Source organism: Actinomadura alba (assembly GCF_014323705.1).
Taxonomy (GTDB): Bacteria; Actinomycetota; Actinomycetes; order Streptosporangiales; family Streptosporangiaceae; genus Actinomadura_C; species Actinomadura_C alba.
This window is the reverse complement of record NZ_JABVEC010000009.1, coordinates 141,191-156,227: the sequence shown is the minus strand read 5'-3', so window position 1 is coordinate 156,227 and position 15,037 is coordinate 141,191. Positions and strand designations below refer to the sequence as shown.

The window sequence follows — 15,037 nt, the reverse complement described above, 5'->3', positions numbered from 1 at the left end:
GAATGCGGGCACCTCGATACGCCCGCCCCCCTCATCGCCGTGATCATGCAGTTGTTCGCGGTCGGCTGCGCGTGGCACCGCAGACGATACGGCGGCCTTAGCTCGCGACCGGTGCCGACTGGCTAGGACGGCTTCAGCAGTCGTCCTTCAACTCATTACGGCGGCGTGAACTGCGAAAACGCCGGTTCGGGGTCAACCGTGGACGAGGTCTGGGAGGTCGATCTCCGGCATCCAGTCGCGGCCGGGGCGACAGACGAGCCAGTCCTCATCGCGGCCGGTCTTCTCGACGAACCCGAGCAGCCGTGGCAGGTGCGGGTGCGGGTGCCGATCGCCGTCGCGCCACACCAGCGACCACGGAAAGCACGGCTGGGGTCGGAGCTGGACTTTCCGGACCGCCGCATCGGCTGGGACATGCCAGTCGCTCCCGACCAGCGTGCACGCGATCGGATCCGAACCGAGCACATCGAGCACGTGATCCGGCCCCAGGTTGTGACCTCCGGTGTCCAGCTCCATTCCGAAGTGCTCGGCGAACCGGCGACAAAACCCCATCACCTCGGGTGGAGTCGCCGTGCCGGGCATCCACAGGCGTTCGCCCCGTAGCTCGCTGGTCTGGATGACCGCGGCGTTGCCGAGGCGGTGGGCTGCGGGGAGCCCGATCGCGTCGCGCTCCAGATACACGAGCCGACTCCTCAGACGCGTCGGCCACGGGTCCGCCAGGTCATGGACGCGTCCAAAGGCCGCATCGATCTCCCCGCGCTGCAGCGCATCGGCCGCGGCACCCAGGCTGCGGCGCATGCTCACATCGACCAGCAGGTCAGGGCATTCGCGGATCAGACGGGAAACAAGGCGCAGCGGCGCTTGGAGATGCCCCCACACGTCGACGCGCAACGGCCGCGAATCAGACCTGGCCGCCACGACGGCGGCATCAGCGGCAGCGATCAGCTCACGGGCATACGGCAAGAACCGAGCCCCCACCGCGTTCAGCTCCACGCCGTGCTTCCCCCGTACGAACAGCGGCTCGCCGATGGCCTGTTCCAGGCGCTGGATCCGCTTGGACAACGCCTGCTGGGAGACGAACAGCGTCGCTGCGGCCCGGCCGAAGTGCAGCCGCTCGGCCACCGCCACGAACCCCCGAACCTGGGCCAAGTCGAGATCCATGCTCGCTGACCTTAGGCGACAACCGATGGTTGTCAACTTAGGCCAAAGATCTGCTGGACCCGTGCCACCTGCTGTTGTGTCCTGGACCCCCAATCGACCAGTACGCAGAAGGAGCGACGATGACGAGCAGGCTGGTGGTTGCGACCTCCGTTTCGTTGGATGGCGTCATGCAGGCTCCCGCCGGGCCGAGCGAGGACGACTCCGGCGGTTTCCGGCAGGGCGGATGGATGGCGCCGCATGTGGATGAGGGGTTTGACCAGGTCATGGGCGCGGTGTTCGAGCAGGCCGACTCCATGCTGTTGGGGCGCCGATCGTACGAGATCCTCGCCTCCTACTGGCCGAACGCGTCCGAGGCAGAAGGCGCCGAGCAGATCAATGGCATGCGAAAGTACGTGGCCACGCGGACCCCGATGACCGCCGAGTGGCAGAACGTCAAGGTTCTGGCGGGTGAGGCCGCCCAGACGATCGCCGATCTCAAGAAGCGCACCGACGAGGTGATCCTCGTCCAGGGCAGCAGCGACCTGCTTCGCACGCTGCAGACGGCCGAGCTGGTCGACGAGTACCATCTGCTGGTCTTCCCCGTCGTCCTCGGTCAGGGCAAGCGGCTGTTCGCCGACGGAACCACCCCGGCCGGACTGGAACTCATCAGGTCGACCACCACCAAGTCCGGCGTTGTCTACGTCGCCTACGAGTACGCGGGCGAGCCCTCCTACGGTTCCGCCGTGTAGCAGCGCAATACGGACGAACACCCAGCCACGTGACGCCGACGGGCGCGGGTCGCCCTCCTGAGCGGCGGGATCCGCCGTGAGGCTCAGGCCAGATCCGCGCCCGGCGGCAGCGGACCGCAGGCGATCAGGTTCGGCGGCCGCGATCGTGGGGCGTTGTCGCTTTCAGCCGGAGGTGGCGTCACCTGCGGGTGGTGTCCGAACCCGCGCGAGCGCGTCCGTCGGCACATGAACGAGCGACTCTATAGCCCTCAACGAGGCCCGGCTGTTCGTACATGGCATGGGCGAGCGAGCGGCACAGTAGGGACGCCCAGCAGCAAAAGATCCTCGCAGCGGCACTCTCAGAGACGGCTCCGTCCGAAATATGATCATCTCGGCATCGACGGCTGGAGGAGTTCAATGGTGGACCGGGTTGAGGGGGACGGTCACAAGGAGCTCCTGCCGACGTCGGGCAGTGCATTGCGGGCCGATTCGGGGCTGTTCGAAACGGTACGACGGATCTGGTCGGCCTCGTCGGGGTGGCGGCCCAGGTAGCGGGCCAGGGTGGAACGGATCTCGTCGGTGCTGATGCTCATGACGTCCCATCGAAATAGCGCAGCCAGGTCGCGGCGATCAGGCTGCGTTCGGTCGCGTCCCTCACCGCTCGGTTGGCGACCTTGGCGAAGTCGTCTTCGCGTAGCGCCAGGTTCCCGGTGGCGCACACGATCACGCCGGCCCCGGCGATCGCCTGGGCCAGCGTGGAAGCGGTCCGGAACCCCTGGGACAGGGCTTGTGTCCGCCGCACAGGGTCGGAGTCGTAGACCGTGACGCCGACATGCTTGGCATGCAGCATCGCTGCCACCGACCGGCCGAGCTTCCCGTATTCGATGACCGCCGCCGGACGACCGTGCAAGATATCGCCCCGCGCGCGGATCAGCGCTTCAGTGGAGAGGGAGGCGCTGAATCGATTCTGCAGCTCGGTCCTATATAGGGTGTCTGGCCACGTACATGCCAAGAGCGGCACGAAGGTTGCGGCCATACTTCGGCTGTTACCGCCCACGCGCGGCGGTCGGGCCACGAGGTACGAGGCTTCAGTCGACATGTGGCTCTGCGTGATTCAGGCCGTGTTCGATGCGGCGGCGTAGCGCTGGATGGATCTCGTAAGAGCCGAGGTCCGTTGGAGCCACCCAGCGAACCTCTGACGCTTCATCGGTCGTGGTGGCCTGGCCACCGATCGGGCGGGCGTGCAAGCACACGTTGACCGGTTGGCGTACCTCGGTTGTCTTCTTGCCTTTGCGGTACTCGATGATGTGCTCGGGCGTGGTGAACACTCCGACGAGCCCCGTGATCTCGATATCGACGCCGGTCTCCTCTTTACACTCACGGATTCCGCATTCGCGGATCGTCTCGTTCTTCTCGAGGGCGCCGGTTGGGATGGTCCACAGGTCGTTGTCGGTCCGGCGGAGGAGCAGCACCCGGCCGGCTTCATCCCGTACGAGCACGCTCGCGGACGGCTTACGGCTCGTCGGCTCGGGAGCGTTCGGGTCCTGCCAGTGGTCTATCCGGCGCTTCCTCTTCGGACTCACGCTTCACCGCCGTCCAGTGACCGGGCGGAAGCCCATACGCGTTCGAAGGACTCGAGGTAGGTGTTGAAGTAGGCGCCGTCCACCCGGCGGATGTGCATAGTCGGTGTGTACGCGGCGAGGATGCCGTACACGTGCGAGTTAATGATCATGTCGTCGTCGAACCGGTAGATAGAGTTGTACAACGGTGTGTCGTGCAACCGGATCGCGACCGTTCCCGCCAACGGCTTGTAGTAGGCCAGGACGGCGGCTACCCGCCCGGCGACGCCTCCACCGATCTGCTTCTCCGTATCGCGAGAGGCCAACTGCCGACTTTGCGGATCGCCGATGAGTAGCCGTACCCGGACACCAGATTCCGCACGGGCTCGCAGCAGCGGTATCCAATCCGGATGTTCCTCTGCCAGGAACAGACCCGCGTACGCCAGGTAGTCGACGTTCCGCTCAGATTGGCGGAGAAGTTCTGTCCACAGATGCTGCGGTACATCGTTACGCCGCGGCCAGGACGAGATCAGCTCAGCTCCGGTCAAAGAAGCCTTATCAACGGACCCGGGCCACAGGTAGGACTCATCCTCCTGCAAGATCGCCGAGACGCGGTATCGGCTGCGTGGGTACGGAACGACATCGCCGCGTATCCAGCGCTCCACGCTCTTGACGCTCACCTCGGCGGACTCGGCCAGAGACTCAGTGTCCAGCCCGCGGCGCAACATTGCCCGACGCAGTCGCTCGTTCATGCGGGCGATGGTGCCATTCATGGACACCTTGCGGCATGTCCACGACAGATAGATGTCGGTAGATGTCTAGCGCTGTCATGGCCATGTACCGGCTACCCAGCGCATCGTAGACGTCACTCACGGAGACATTGAAAGGGTCGAATCGGTGCCGATCCGTGAACGTTGGGAACCTCCACGGCTCTACTCGTGGACCCTCATAGTGCCTCCCTGTGCTGGCGCGCGAGGCTCGCTCGGAGTGACTGACGATCACGCTCGCGCGTTGTCGCACGTCTGCGAGGCACTACGCGCTGCCCCAGCCGGAGCGCGGGGACTCGTCCACCGGGTGGCGGTCAGCTTCTCCCACACCGGCTATTTCTACGAAGGTCTGGTAGCGCGCTGCCAGATCGACCCGGGTAGCGGTGCGATCCTGTGGGATGAGGTCCCTTGGCCGGCCTCCTGGGGAAATCTCGCTCCACTGTTCACGGACCCGTCCGAAAGCAACGGTGACGCGATCCCACCTGAGGCGATTTCCGCTGGCTTGGCTGATCTCCGGACCCATCGGAAGCGACTTCAATATCCCTCGGCGAGTTACGGCCCGGACGCGGTAGGGCCAGGGCCATGGGCGTGATGTGGCACATGATCGTGGGCGCGCCGGAGTGCGCGGACGGCACGCCCGCTTCACCGTCTCGGGCTGGGGAAGGCCCGGACGACGTCGTACGGCTCGAGACCCGCCGGAGCAAGGTCGTCGGGCCGTACGACCCCATCCCGGCGCGGCGGTGCGGCGACCGAAGCCTTACGCCCCCGGAGGCTGCGTCCCGTACCGCCGCGTCGGTAGACGGGGACCGCGGTGGGACCCGAACTTTCCGAGACCGCCTGGCCGCGCTGCTGTTGGGCCGCGATCCCATCCACCCGGGCGGTCAGTGGTGAGCCATGGCGGAACCGATCAATCCGAGAGCCGACCGCCCGTGGTGGCTCAGGACGAGAGGGGACTCCAACGTGAATGTTCCGTACGAGTTGCACCTGCTCAGGCGCCGATTCCCGACCGTCACGCTGTGGTTCGGGCATGCGACCCGTCACTTCTGGGCCGTGATGGACGACCGATTGATCGAGGCGCAGACCCCGCACGGGCTCGCCAGTGCGATCACCGATGCGCGGGTGTGGCCGCCGCGCGAACGACGAACGTTAGGGTCTGCCTGCTCGCCGCTGGACAAGAGGTCGCGGAGCCAGCTCCATGCATCATGGATGCCGCCCCGTACCGCGACAGCGACGTGGTGACCAGCGGATCCCCGGCAGATTCCGCGGCTGGGCCTTGTGGGGGATATCGCGGCCTCAGCGCGCCACCGCTGCTGGAGAGGAAGATCTTCCCCGGTATCCCCAGCTCAGTCGGAGACGTCCGTCACTTCCTGCGTGAAGTACTTGGCGCCGATCATCCTGCGCTGGACCGGATCGAGGTGTGCGCCAGCGAGCTCGTCACCAACTGCATCCTGCACACCGACTCGGACAAGGGCGGTCACGTCCTGGTCGCCGTCCACGTACGCGCAGATCGGCTCCGCATATACGTCGTCGACGAGGGAGGCGCGTGCACCGAGCCGCAGATGCGGCGGAGCGGCTTCGCGGAGAGCGGCCACGGCCTTCACCTCGTCGAGGAACTCGCCGACGGCTGGCGTACCCAACTCGACGACGAGGGCAGAACCACCTGGTTCGACATCCGGCTACAGGCCCACCGCTGAAACCTCCCAAGAGGATTGCTTCTGCTGAGATAGCCGCCGTCCGTTTCCGGTCTCAGCGGGTTCGCCCATACCGGCAGCGCCATGGGCAAGCCGTACTTCATGCCGAGGCAGCAGGTCATCAACTTCAAGTACAGCAAGCCCGAGGTCGACGTGTGGGCCCTCGCCGCCTGCCTGTACTGGATGCTCACCGGGGCCTTCCCTCGCGACTTCCCGCCTGCGAAGGACTCCTGGCATTTCGCGAGAACGCACCGGCCCTCGGCGTTCGCGTCGAGGGAACCGGATCTCGCGTTCGGGGAAAAGCAGGTGAAGCGCACACTGCGTACGGCAGGAGCACGCGCAAGTGACAGGAGCCGGATGGCTGTGACGAGCCGACAGGGCGTGAGCGACGCTGCTGTCATCGAGCAGTCTTGGCGCGAGCCCGGGATCTTCGCCGCACTCTATGAGCGGCACGCCCCCCACATCAGCCGTTACGTCGCCCGCAGGCTGGGGGACGATATCGCCGATGACGTGACCGCCGAGACGTTCTACCGGGCCTTCGAGAAGCGCCGACACTACGATCTCGGCCGACCGGACGCCAGGCCTTGGTTGTACGGGATCGCCGCCAATGTCATGGCGCAGCACCACCGCAGGGAGACGCGGATGCTGCGGGCGTTCGCCCGCAGTGGCGCCGACCCCGTGGCCCAGACCTATGGCACTCAGATGGAAAGCGCCGACGACCGGGTGGTGGCGGCCGGGATGCACCGGTCGCTCGCAGAGGCCTTGGCCGGTCTCAGCAGGGCACACCGTGAGGTTCTGCTGCTGATCGCCTGGGCCGATCTGTCGTACGAGGAGACGGCCCAGGCGCTCGGCACCTCGGTGGGGACGGTGCGGTCGCGGCTGCATCGGGCTCGAAGGAAGATCCGCACCGCGATCGGCGACGGAAACCCCATGTCCGTTTCAGAGGAAGCCTGAGGTACCGACCGTGAATGATCTGGATCTGGTTCGCACGATGCGCGCTCATGCCCCGATCCCATCGCGGCAGCGCCTGGACACCGGCCGGGAGCGACTGCTGGGGAATATCGGATCCTCGCCTGGGTGGTCGGTTGCCGTAAGGGCGGGCCGACGTTTCGGTCGGGTACGCCGCATGCTGCTCGCCGGTGGCGTGGCCGCCATCGCCGCCGCCGTGGCCGTGGTCGTTGCCACCCAGGTCGGCGACCGCCCCACCCAGTTGCGCACCGCTCCCGCCGCGTACACCGACCTGCTGGTGGAACGCGCCGCCTTCGGCTGGCTGCCGCGCGGCATGCACGCCAACAGATACATCGCCGACCACCAGGGGCCGCACTTCTTCGAGGTCAGCGCGGACGCAGGCAAGGCCGGCAGCGTGACCCTCACCGCCTACGCGCCCGGTAAGGAGCCGATGCTGCCGTACCTGCCCGGTCGAGTCCGGGCCAAGCGGATTCGCGCCGCACCCATCAACGGCCGCACCGCCTACTGGATCTCCAAGCCGAACCCATCCGGGCAGTCATCGTTCGAGCTGCGCTGGCAGTACGCCCCGAAGAGCTGGGCCAACCTACAGGGTGTCGGGCTGCACGGCACCACCGCCGAGCTGACCAGGACGGCGTACAAGATCGCCAGGTCTGCGACATTCGGCGGCACCCGCCCCATCGCGATGCCGCTGCACGTGGACGGTGTGCCCGGCGGGTTGACGCCGAGCCGGACGGTGCTCAACAAGGACGTTCTCGGTGAGGTCAGTGCTTCGATGAGCTTCATCGTCGCGGGGCCGTCGTCCTTTCTGTCGATAGACGTCATAAAGTCGACCGGCGCATTCGTCAAAGATCCTCCCAACACGAAGCTGGGTGGATACTCCGCCTTCCGAACGCCGAAATACCTGCTCGTCTACGGAGTCAACGGCTTCGACGTCACCGTTAACGCGACGGGCTCGGTCCTGGCGAAGCTCAACAAGACCGGCGGAATCGCCGGCCTGTTCCACAGGACGACGGTCCTGGGCACCGATGAGGCGAATTGGACCACCAACCCGGTCAACTGATGGTCGGCACCGTCCCGAAAGCGGCGGGTACCCACATCGCGATTCAAGGGACGAAGTGCTCGACAAGGGCGTCGCCAGTTGGTCACCGGACAGACATCACCCCAGCCAGGTAACCCGCACCACCGTTACCTCGCAGGCGTGCTCCATGATCACGAAGAACACCCACAGCAGACCGTCCGGGCCGACGTCGGCTCGGCGGAACGCCCCATCGGGGCTGTCTGCGCTGACCGGCGGGAAGCTCCAAGGCGCCGTCTCCAGTGCCACGCACAACTCCGCGTAGGCGAGGAGGGCTTCACGGGGTAGGTCATCGACGATCTCCAGGGCTTCGGGGGTCGAGTTGACCTTGTACATCTAGCCCCGCTCGTCGGCCAGTGCCCGCAGCCGCCCGACGTCGACCGGGGCCACGGCCACCTCGCCGGCTCGTACCGCCTCCACCGTGGCCATGATCGCCTCATACCGCCCGGTGGCATGCAGCATGGCGACACCGAGCCACCGCTCGATCAGCGTGTGCACGCCGGTCAGGTCGTACACCTCGGCGGCCTCGGCCAGGGCCTTGCGATACTGATCGTCGAACTTGGCCCGCTGGTCGGCGGGCAGCGCTTCCCGAATGATCCTCGGGCTGCGTTCGGTGTTAAGCCGCCTGGCCAGAGCGAGGGGATCCTGGGTCACCGGCTCCGGTACGGACGTCATGGCCTCGATGGTACTCCGGGGTCACGACATCAAACCTCGCCCGCACGGCCCGCCGAGCCGGGGGGGAAGGCGGGTAATACTTTGCGAATCCATCTGCTTCCACACCTATTGCACCCGCGGACACCCGGCCGGGTTGCCTCGGTCGGACCCGAAACCGGAAGCGTCCAGCCGGGAGGACCTCCGTGGCGGGTCAGGTGGGCTCGATGGCGTCGATCTCGGTGAGGATGGCCTGCTTGCGGTCCTCGGGCAGGAATGAGGCGCGGACGCCGTTACGAGCCAGGTTGGCGAGGTCCTTCCGGCCAAGACCCAGGTCGCGTGCCGCCACGCGGTACTCGTTCGTCAGCGTCGTGTCGAACATGGGCGGGTCGTCGCTGTTCAGCGTCACGTACAGGCCCTCGGCGAGCATGCGGGGGAGTGGGTGCGCTGCGATGTCCGGCACCTGCTTGGTGCACACGTTGGAGGTCGGGCATATCTCGAGTGGAAGCTGTGTCTCCCGTAGGTACGCGACGAGCTCCGGGTCGTCCAGGCAGCTGATGCCGTGTCCGATCCGCTCCGCCTTCAGACCCCGGATCGCCTCCCAGATCGTCTCCGGGCCGGTCATCTCTCCGGCGTGCGGCACGCTGTGCAGGCCCGCCGCGACCGCGGCGCGGAACGCGTCCCGGATCGCCTTCTCGTGCCCGAGGCGGTCCTGTTCGATGCCGCCGATGCCGAAGCCGACGAGCTTCTCGGGCGGGTGGTTCAGCGCGTGGTCGGCGGTGGCGCGGGCGGCCTCGTCCCCGAACTCGCCGGGGATGTCGAAGATGTACGCGACCTCGATCCGGTCGGCGACCTCGCGGGCGGCCTGGTCGAGCGCCTCGGTCACGGCCGGCATCGTCATACCCACCGATACGTGTGAGAACGGCGTCACCGTCAGCTCGACGTACCGGACATTCTGCGCGGCCAGGTCCCGGGCCACGCCGGTGACCAGCGTCGCGACGTCCTTCGGCTCCCGTACGAGGCCGTTGACCGCGAAGTAGACCTCGGCGAAGTGCGGAAAGTCGCGGAACTCGCAGAACTCCCGCAGGGCCGCCTCGTCGGTCGGTACGCGGTGGCCGGTGTGCCGCCGGGCGAGCTCCAGCACGGTAGGAACGGACGCGGAACCGACCAGATGAACGTGAAGTTCGACCTTGGGCAACGCGTTGATGAAGTCATCTGTGACGGTCATGGCCGGGAAGCTAACAGCGCCAGAACACCCCAAGCCAGCAATTAAGCTCAAACCTGACGCAGATTGGTCAACTTCCCCTAGAGGCTGGCCCTGCCACGCACTCGAGCGAGTGCGGCGTTCGATGCAGTGCCTCGTACGGTGCCGGATCATGAGCTGGACCGCGCCAACGATCTCAGCTCCCGAAGCAGCGCCCTGACGGCGTAACGCAGTTTGGCGCGGCGCGGGCGGGCACCACGCGCCAGCTGGTCCAGATCGGACCAGTATTGCCTCCGGCGCTTCGGCTCGATGGCCAACCGCACGGCCAGTTCGACCAGGCGACGCGAGATGCCGGTCACCCGGGATGCACCCCGCGCGCGAGCAGCGGCCGCCTCGCGGGCCAGGTCGCGGTTGATGCTGCGGATGATCCCGCGCACATGGTCACCGGCGACTGCATAGAAGGAGTACTTCTTTTGGGCGTCGATGGCGTCATTCTGAGCCTGGGAAAGGCGTTCTTGACCGATCCAGGGAGAGGCGTCCGAGACGAAGTCACGGGCGTCGCCGGAGCCCAGGTCGTAGGCCCGTGCGAGGTTGCGTGCCAGGTCACGGGCGTTCGAACTGTAATCGCCGTACCGGCTCTCGTCCATGTACCGAATGAATGCGTCAGCCAGTTCCCGGGTGTGCGCACCATCGTCCATGATCCAGCCCCTTGGCTGTGGCTGGTGGGCAGCGGCGTGAGCGGCCGACTCTTCAGCAGAGTCGCGTCGGAGCCGCAGGACGACGATGAAACGCGAGCTGTTCTGAAGCACCCGGAGTGCATCCGTTCACAGCGGCCGACAGCGCCTGGAGCGCGGCGTCGCTGCCCGGGACCGATCATTTGGCCTCCTCCGGTGGGAGTCGTACGGCTCGGGACGATGGCGCTCATCGGCGTCGGTTAGACCGGGTCGACTACCGCAGGAGCCTCAGAAAAGAGAAGGCGCTCTCCCCTCCCATGCCCACCACGCCTCCCATCTGAGATCACGTGCGTGGACATCGACCTGCCAATAGCAGGGGCAGCCCGCGCAATACAGCCACGGCCGACCCGTGCCGGGCGTCTGGGCCGAATCGGCCTGGGCCTCGGTCAGCCGGGTGCTGCACAACGGGCAGACCCCCTCGCTGAGCGAGGTGAACTGGTGGAGCCAGAGCACCTGTTCGGCTGTCTGCCCCGACGCGACCGGAAGTGTGATCCCGCTGGGCAGTTTGAGACCATCGGTCATGAAGCTCTCGCCTTCCTCATGGGGTGGCTATCGCGAGCTGCTGATCCCGCCCGTTCTCCTCGTTCGACACGGCCGGCCCGCGGTCCTCACACTTCACCTGCCCAGCGTCGTGCCATTGACGCAGCGCCTGCCGCTCGCAGTTGCACTGGGATGCTCCCCGAGTCAGGGAGATGCGGGGGGACGCCGGACCGGGGTTGCGGCCGACCGGGTCAGGGTGAGTCCGCGAAGTCCACTCACATCGGCCTTCGTACCCGGCGCTCTCCCTCGCGACGACGCGGCAGGTCACGTCGTTCTTCGACGACTCATTAAGGTGCCTCCGCCGAAAGTGTCGACTCGACGCCAAGTCTCACATCCCGCGGTTCCGTCGAACACGATGGCCGGCGCCCGGTGACGTCCTCGCGAGTCCATGGCCCCCGGCGACGTTCCTATGTTCGGGTCTGCATCGCGGAGTTGGAGGAGCCGGAGGCGTTCCGGCAGCGTTGGATGATGCCGGCCATTGTGGCGCGGAAGTGCTCGCGGTCGGCGGGGTCGAGTGCGGTGGTGAGGTGGCTGAGTTCGGCGCTGACCTCGGTGTGGAAGGCGTGCGCGGTCTGGCGGCCGGTGGCGGTGAGGGTGGCCTGCAGGGCGCGCCGGTCGCCGGCGACGGGGGCCCGCTGGGCCAGGCCGCGGCGTTCGGCGCGGTCCATCAGGCCGGTGAGGGCGGCTTTTTCCACACCGAAGCACTGGGCGAGGTCGGCCATGCCCCGGGGCCCGTCCAGCAGCACGCAAAGCAGTTTGGCCTGGACCGGGGTCAGCTCGTGGCGTTCGGACACGCGCGCGTAGATGCCCTGGACCAGGCTGGTCAGCTGCACCAGCCCGGTCGCGACGTCCATGTCCGCCGCCAGCGTGCTGAGGGGCGGCCGGTCGGCCGCGCATCCGGGCCCTGCGGCGTGTGTCGCTGCGATCATTTGCCCCGCCTTGTCCACCGCCATATAGTACACGGGAAATATAGTTAACGTCGCGTACAGTACTCTTGGTTAACTAGTACGGGCGTGTGCTGGCCGCGAGTCGACAAGGAGGACTCGGAGTGTCGTTTACCCAGGAAGAGGCCGCGTATCTGCGGTCGCAGCCGCTGGCCCGGATCGCCACGGTGGGTCCTGACTGGCAGCCGGACGTGGCGCCGGTGGGGTTCGAATTCGACGGCACCCACGTGTATGTGGGCGGCATGGACCCGGCCAAGACCCGCAAGTTCCGCAACGTGGAGGCCGGCAACTCCAAGGTCGCGATCGTCATCGACGATCTGGTCTCCACCGATCCGTGGACGCCGCGTTATCTGCGCATCTACGGCGAGGCGGAGTTGGTCCAGCGCCAGGGCCAGTTCGGGAACGCCCCGTACATGAGAATCACCCCCACCCTGTCGTGGAGCTTCAACCTGGAGGGGCAGGCGTTCACCCACGACCGGCAGGTCGTCGTCCAGCGCACCGTCCACCAGCCCCCGGCGAGCCGGTAACGGTGGCATGGCGGTGGACATGGCGGTGGCCGGCCGCGCCCGAGGGTTTGCGGCCGGCCACCGCTATCCCACCCCCTCTGAAACCCCGCCGCCCTCACCCCCCAGCCGTAACCGCGCCGACAGCGACGAGAGGCCTCAGAGCCGTCAAGGAGAAGTCACATGAGTTTCGACACGCCCACGGGGACCCGCGGGACCCGCCAGCCCGCCGGGCGGCTGCTTCGCTGGATGAACACTCTGATCGCCCGCAAGATCCGCAAGAGCGGCAAGGCCATGGGCTTCAACGCCCTGATCCTGACGACTATCGGCCGCAAGAGCGGGGCCGAGCGCACCACCCCGGTCGGCTGGTTCCCCGGCCCCGACGGCAGCCGGCTGATCGTGGCCTCGGCGGCCGGCGCGGCGGGGAACCCGGCCTGGTACTACAACATCGCCGCCCACCCCGACCAGGTCCGCATCGAGGTCGACGGCCGCACCATCGCGGTGGTCGCCGAGCAGTTGCACGGCGCCGAACGTGCCGCCGCGTGGAAGCAGATCACTGCCGCCTCGCCCCGGTTCGCCGCCTACCAGGACAAGACCGACCGTGAGCTGCCGATCATCCGCCTGACACCGCGCCCGGACTACGACTCCAGCCAGGACACGCCTCGCTGAAGCGGCCGACGTGCGGCCGAAGGCCATAGCGGATCGTGGCGGCCTTGCTGAGGGCGCGTACGGACGTGACGTCGTCCAGGCTGGGAAGCAGGCAGGGATTCCAGCCCAGTTCGGCTCGCCTCGCGGACCCGGCCCTGGCTGAGCATCACTTCGGTCGTGAAGACGAGCCGTCGGCCGACCGAGGCGGCGACCTCGGCGCCGTGGTCGCGGCGGACGATGTGCAGCCCGAGATCGAGGGCGGCCGCGCTGGGCGGAGCGGCACGTCGACGTCGGGCCGGTTGGGCACGATCAAGGTATCCGCCGAGTCGGCCGCCCCCTGAGTGGCGGAAAAATGTGAACACTCCCGGCGAACTTATGGCCACCCTCGGTAGGGTGTGCGACGTCATGATCATTGAAGGAGAACCGCCTGACAGCGTAGGGCCGTACCGCGAGCTTCGCCGGCTGGGCGCGGGCGGCATGGGGGTGGTCTACCGCGCGACCGATCCGGCGGGCCGTGACGTCGCGATCAAGATGCTCAAGCCGGAGCTGGTGGGCGACCCGACCGCGCGGCAGCGGCTGGCACGCGAGATCGACACGATGCGGCGGGTGCGCAGCCCCCATGTGGCCGATGTGCTCGACGGTGATGCGATCGCGGATCACCCCTTCGTCGTAACGCGCTTCATCAAGGGGCAGCAACTCGACGAGGTGATCGCGCAGGGCGGGCCGCTGCGCGGTGACGCGCTGCGGCGGTTCGTGCTGGGCCTGTCGAGGGCCCTGGTCGCGATTCACCAGGCCGGGGTCGTGCATCGTGACCTGAAGCCCGGCAACACGATGCTCGTCGACGGTGAGCCGGTCGTCATCGACTTCGGCATCGCCCAGTCCGCCGACGCGACGTCCCTCACCCAGACCGGCATGGTGGCCGGAACGCCCGGGTACATGGCGCCGGAGGTTTTGACGACCGCCCGGCAACGGCGGCGTCGGACGTCTACGCGTGGGCGGCCACGGTCGCGTTCGCCGCCACCGGCCGCTCGCCGTTCGGCTCGGGCAGCCTGAAGGCCGTCATCGCCAACGTGCTGGAAGGCAGGGCGGACCTGGACGGAGTTCCGTTGCCGCTGCTGCCGCTGGTGCGGTCGGCGCTGAGCCGGGATCCGGCCCACAGACCGGACGCTCTCGCACTGGTCGAGGCGCTCGCCGCTCTCGCCGGGGAGCCGGCCTCGGCACCGCACCCCTCGATGGCGTCGCACGGGCATGCTCCGGCCGAGCGCGGGGTTCCGCCCCACACCACGCCGGGGCAGCCTGTGCCGGCGAACACACTCACACCGCGGCAGCCGTTCACCGGCCATGGGAGCGAACCGTACCCGCAGACACCCGGACCTATGCGCCGGCCAGGAAACGCGAAGTCCCGACGGAACCGGCTTCTGGCCATCGGCGGTCTCGCGCTGGCGGCGATCTGCGTCGCGAGCGGTTTCGCGCTGCGGGGCACCGTCACCGACGGGGCCCCTGTAGCCCAGACCTTGCCGTCGTCCGCGGCACCGTCCGCGCCACCATCCACGGAGCCGTTTGGGGTGCCCTCCCATCCCTCCGCGCCCGAGGTTGTGGCACCGCCGAGCCAGGCCGTGCCCACCGACCGGGCGACCCCGCGAATCCCGTCCCCTCACCGGACGTCTCACCAAAGACCGGCGGGGACGCCGACCTCCCAGAGGCCACGGCCCAGCCCGAGCGCGACCCGGTCATCGCCGTCCGCGACCCCCAAGGTCGTCACACCCGGTGCGTGGTGCTCGCCCGAGGGAGCGACGGGCGTCACGAGCGCGGGAACGCCCATGCGCTGCATTCGCAAGGCAGGAGAGGAGCAACCGCGCTGGCGCAGCGCCGGATGACGCGGGCGGT

At 67.6% G+C, this 15,037-nt stretch carries 19 protein-coding genes; 8 read left to right on the top strand and 11 right to left on the bottom strand.

Annotated features, from left to right (window positions below):
• Positions 1-192 precede the first annotated feature (192 nt).
• Positions 193-1,158 carry a LysR family transcriptional regulator gene (locus HKK74_RS14415; protein WP_187243704.1) on the bottom strand — a complete coding sequence of 322 codons (966 nt, stop codon included), beginning with the start codon at positions 1,156-1,158 and terminating at the stop codon, positions 193-195.
• Positions 1,159-1,277: 119 nt separating this feature from the next.
• Between HKK74_RS14415 and HKK74_RS14410 the strand changes: the two genes are divergently transcribed.
• Positions 1,278-1,886, top strand: a complete 609-nt coding sequence (locus HKK74_RS14410) for a dihydrofolate reductase family protein (RefSeq protein WP_187243703.1) — start codon at positions 1,278-1,280, stop codon at positions 1,884-1,886.
• Between the two features lie 422 nt (positions 1,887-2,308).
• Here the strand turns inward: HKK74_RS14410 and HKK74_RS14405 are convergent, their stop codons facing one another.
• The 4 genes from HKK74_RS14405 to HKK74_RS14390 are packed head-to-tail and all read right to left on the bottom strand — an operon-like array spanning position 2,309 to position 4,197.
• On the bottom strand, positions 2,309-2,458 hold the full coding sequence (locus tag HKK74_RS14405) for a hypothetical protein (protein WP_187243702.1): 150 nt from the start codon (positions 2,456-2,458) through the stop codon (positions 2,309-2,311).
• Positions 2,455-2,901, bottom strand: coding sequence for a Rossmann-fold NAD(P)-binding domain-containing protein (locus tag HKK74_RS14400; RefSeq protein WP_246491551.1), 447 nt, complete (start codon positions 2,899-2,901; stop codon positions 2,455-2,457). Before HKK74_RS14400 ends, HKK74_RS14405 begins: the two co-directional genes overlap by 4 nt.
• A 52-nt stretch (positions 2,902-2,953) precedes the next feature.
• Positions 2,954-3,448 carry an NUDIX hydrolase gene (locus tag HKK74_RS14395; protein ID WP_187243700.1) on the bottom strand — a complete coding sequence of 165 codons (495 nt, stop codon included), beginning with the start codon at positions 3,446-3,448 and terminating at the stop codon, positions 2,954-2,956.
• Positions 3,445-4,197, bottom strand: coding sequence for a helix-turn-helix domain-containing protein (locus HKK74_RS14390; RefSeq protein ID WP_246491550.1), 753 nt, complete (start codon positions 4,195-4,197; stop codon positions 3,445-3,447). The genes HKK74_RS14395 and HKK74_RS14390 overlap by 4 nt, the downstream gene beginning before the upstream one ends.
• Positions 4,198-5,393: 1,196 nt before the next feature.
• Between HKK74_RS14390 and HKK74_RS14385 the strand changes: the two genes are divergently transcribed.
• The 3 genes from HKK74_RS14385 (at position 5,394) to HKK74_RS14375 (ending at position 7,911) form a co-directional block, all read left to right on the top strand.
• Positions 5,394-5,885 carry an ATP-binding protein gene (locus HKK74_RS14385; RefSeq protein ID WP_187243699.1) on the top strand — a complete coding sequence of 164 codons (492 nt, stop codon included), beginning with the start codon at positions 5,394-5,396 and terminating at the stop codon, positions 5,883-5,885.
• 81 nt (positions 5,886-5,966) lie between these two features.
• Positions 5,967-6,836: a sigma-70 family RNA polymerase sigma factor gene (locus HKK74_RS14380; RefSeq protein WP_312881481.1), complete on the top strand. Its 870-nt coding sequence runs from the start codon at positions 5,967-5,969 to the stop codon at positions 6,834-6,836.
• 172 nt (positions 6,837-7,008) lie between these two features.
• Entirely contained in the window at positions 7,009-7,911 is a 903-nt protein-coding gene (locus HKK74_RS14375) for a hypothetical protein (protein WP_187243698.1), read from the top strand.
• 96 nt (positions 7,912-8,007) lie between these two features.
• On the opposite strand, the gene HKK74_RS14370 is transcribed toward HKK74_RS14375, so the two are convergent.
• The 5 genes from HKK74_RS14370 to HKK74_RS14350 form a co-directional block, all read right to left on the bottom strand.
• On the bottom strand, positions 8,008-8,262 hold the full coding sequence (locus HKK74_RS14370) for a hypothetical protein (RefSeq protein WP_187243697.1): 255 nt from the start codon (positions 8,260-8,262) through the stop codon (positions 8,008-8,010).
• Positions 8,263-8,601 carry a DUF6247 family protein gene (locus HKK74_RS14365; protein ID WP_187243696.1) on the bottom strand — a complete coding sequence of 113 codons (339 nt, stop codon included), beginning with the start codon at positions 8,599-8,601 and terminating at the stop codon, positions 8,263-8,265.
• 190 nt (positions 8,602-8,791) lie between these two features.
• Positions 8,792-9,805 carry an adenosine deaminase gene (gene add, locus HKK74_RS14360; protein WP_187243695.1) on the bottom strand — a complete coding sequence of 338 codons (1,014 nt, stop codon included), beginning with the start codon at positions 9,803-9,805 and terminating at the stop codon, positions 8,792-8,794.
• Positions 9,806-9,951: 146 nt separating this feature from the next.
• Positions 9,952-10,428, bottom strand: a complete 477-nt coding sequence (locus HKK74_RS14355) for a hypothetical protein (RefSeq protein WP_222722261.1) — start codon at positions 10,426-10,428, stop codon at positions 9,952-9,954.
• A gap of 1,034 nt (positions 10,429-11,462) precedes the next feature.
• Entirely contained in the window at positions 11,463-11,984 is a 522-nt protein-coding gene (locus HKK74_RS14350; RefSeq protein ID WP_187243693.1) for a MarR family winged helix-turn-helix transcriptional regulator, read from the bottom strand.
• A gap of 119 nt (positions 11,985-12,103) precedes the next feature.
• On the opposite strand from HKK74_RS14350, the gene HKK74_RS14345 reads away from it, so the two are divergent.
• The 4 genes from HKK74_RS14345 to HKK74_RS14330 all read left to right on the top strand — a co-directional run bounded on the left by HKK74_RS14345 (position 12,104) and on the right by HKK74_RS14330 (position 14,203).
• Positions 12,104-12,526 carry a PPOX class F420-dependent oxidoreductase gene (locus tag HKK74_RS14345; protein WP_187243692.1) on the top strand — a complete coding sequence of 141 codons (423 nt, stop codon included), beginning with the start codon at positions 12,104-12,106 and terminating at the stop codon, positions 12,524-12,526.
• Positions 12,527-12,685: 159 nt separating this feature from the next.
• Complete coding sequence (locus HKK74_RS14340; protein ID WP_187243691.1) at positions 12,686-13,171, top strand: nitroreductase/quinone reductase family protein; 486 nt, start codon at positions 12,686-12,688, stop codon at positions 13,169-13,171.
• Positions 13,172-13,206: 35 nt separating this feature from the next.
• A complete protein-coding gene (locus HKK74_RS41880; protein WP_222722260.1) occupies positions 13,207-13,491 on the top strand; it encodes a hypothetical protein in 285 nt (94 codons plus the stop codon).
• 64 nt (positions 13,492-13,555) lie between these two features.
• Complete coding sequence (locus HKK74_RS14330; protein WP_187243690.1) at positions 13,556-14,203, top strand: serine/threonine-protein kinase; 648 nt, start codon at positions 13,556-13,558, stop codon at positions 14,201-14,203.
• A 613-nt stretch (positions 14,204-14,816) separates the two neighbouring features.
• Here HKK74_RS14330 and HKK74_RS14325 read toward each other — a convergent pair.
• Positions 14,817-14,987 (bottom strand): hypothetical protein, encoded by a 171-nt coding sequence (locus HKK74_RS14325; RefSeq protein WP_187243689.1) that lies wholly within the window; start codon positions 14,985-14,987, stop codon positions 14,817-14,819.
• Between the last annotated feature and the right edge of the window lie 50 nt (positions 14,988-15,037).

Excerpts from the sequence above, each read along its gene's own strand:
- HKK74_RS14375 (WP_187243698.1), top strand. The coding sequence starts at position 7,009 with ATGCTGCTCGCCGGTGGCGTGGCCGCCATCGCCGCCGCCGTGGCCGTG.
- HKK74_RS14405 (WP_187243702.1), bottom strand. The coding sequence starts at position 2,458 with ATGAGCATCAGCACCGACGAGATCCGTTCCACCCTGGCCCGCTACCTG.
- HKK74_RS14330 (WP_187243690.1), top strand. The coding sequence starts at position 13,556 with ATGATCATTGAAGGAGAACCGCCTGACAGCGTAGGGCCGTACCGCGAG.
- HKK74_RS14390 (WP_246491550.1), bottom strand. The coding sequence starts at position 4,197 with ATGAATGGCACCATCGCCCGCATGAACGAGCGACTGCGTCGGGCAATG.
- HKK74_RS14410 (WP_187243703.1), top strand. The coding sequence starts at position 1,278 with ATGACGAGCAGGCTGGTGGTTGCGACCTCCGTTTCGTTGGATGGCGTC.
- HKK74_RS14355 (WP_222722261.1), bottom strand. The coding sequence starts at position 10,428 with ATGGACGAGAGCCGGTACGGCGATTACAGTTCGAACGCCCGTGACCTG.
- HKK74_RS14340 (WP_187243691.1), top strand. The coding sequence starts at position 12,686 with ATGAGTTTCGACACGCCCACGGGGACCCGCGGGACCCGCCAGCCCGCC.
- HKK74_RS14350 (WP_187243693.1), bottom strand. The coding sequence starts at position 11,984 with ATGATCGCAGCGACACACGCCGCAGGGCCCGGATGCGCGGCCGACCGG.
- HKK74_RS14365 (WP_187243696.1), bottom strand. The coding sequence starts at position 8,601 with ATGACGTCCGTACCGGAGCCGGTGACCCAGGATCCCCTCGCTCTGGCC.
- HKK74_RS14380 (WP_312881481.1), top strand. The coding sequence starts at position 5,967 with ATGGGCAAGCCGTACTTCATGCCGAGGCAGCAGGTCATCAACTTCAAG.
- HKK74_RS14415 (WP_187243704.1), bottom strand. The coding sequence starts at position 1,158 with ATGGATCTCGACTTGGCCCAGGTTCGGGGGTTCGTGGCGGTGGCCGAG.
- add (WP_187243695.1), bottom strand. The coding sequence starts at position 9,805 with ATGACCGTCACAGATGACTTCATCAACGCGTTGCCCAAGGTCGAACTT.
- HKK74_RS14385 (WP_187243699.1), top strand. The coding sequence starts at position 5,394 with ATGGATGCCGCCCCGTACCGCGACAGCGACGTGGTGACCAGCGGATCC.
- HKK74_RS14400 (WP_246491551.1), bottom strand. The coding sequence starts at position 2,901 with ATGGCCGCAACCTTCGTGCCGCTCTTGGCATGTACGTGGCCAGACACC.
- HKK74_RS14370 (WP_187243697.1), bottom strand. The coding sequence starts at position 8,262 with ATGTACAAGGTCAACTCGACCCCCGAAGCCCTGGAGATCGTCGATGAC.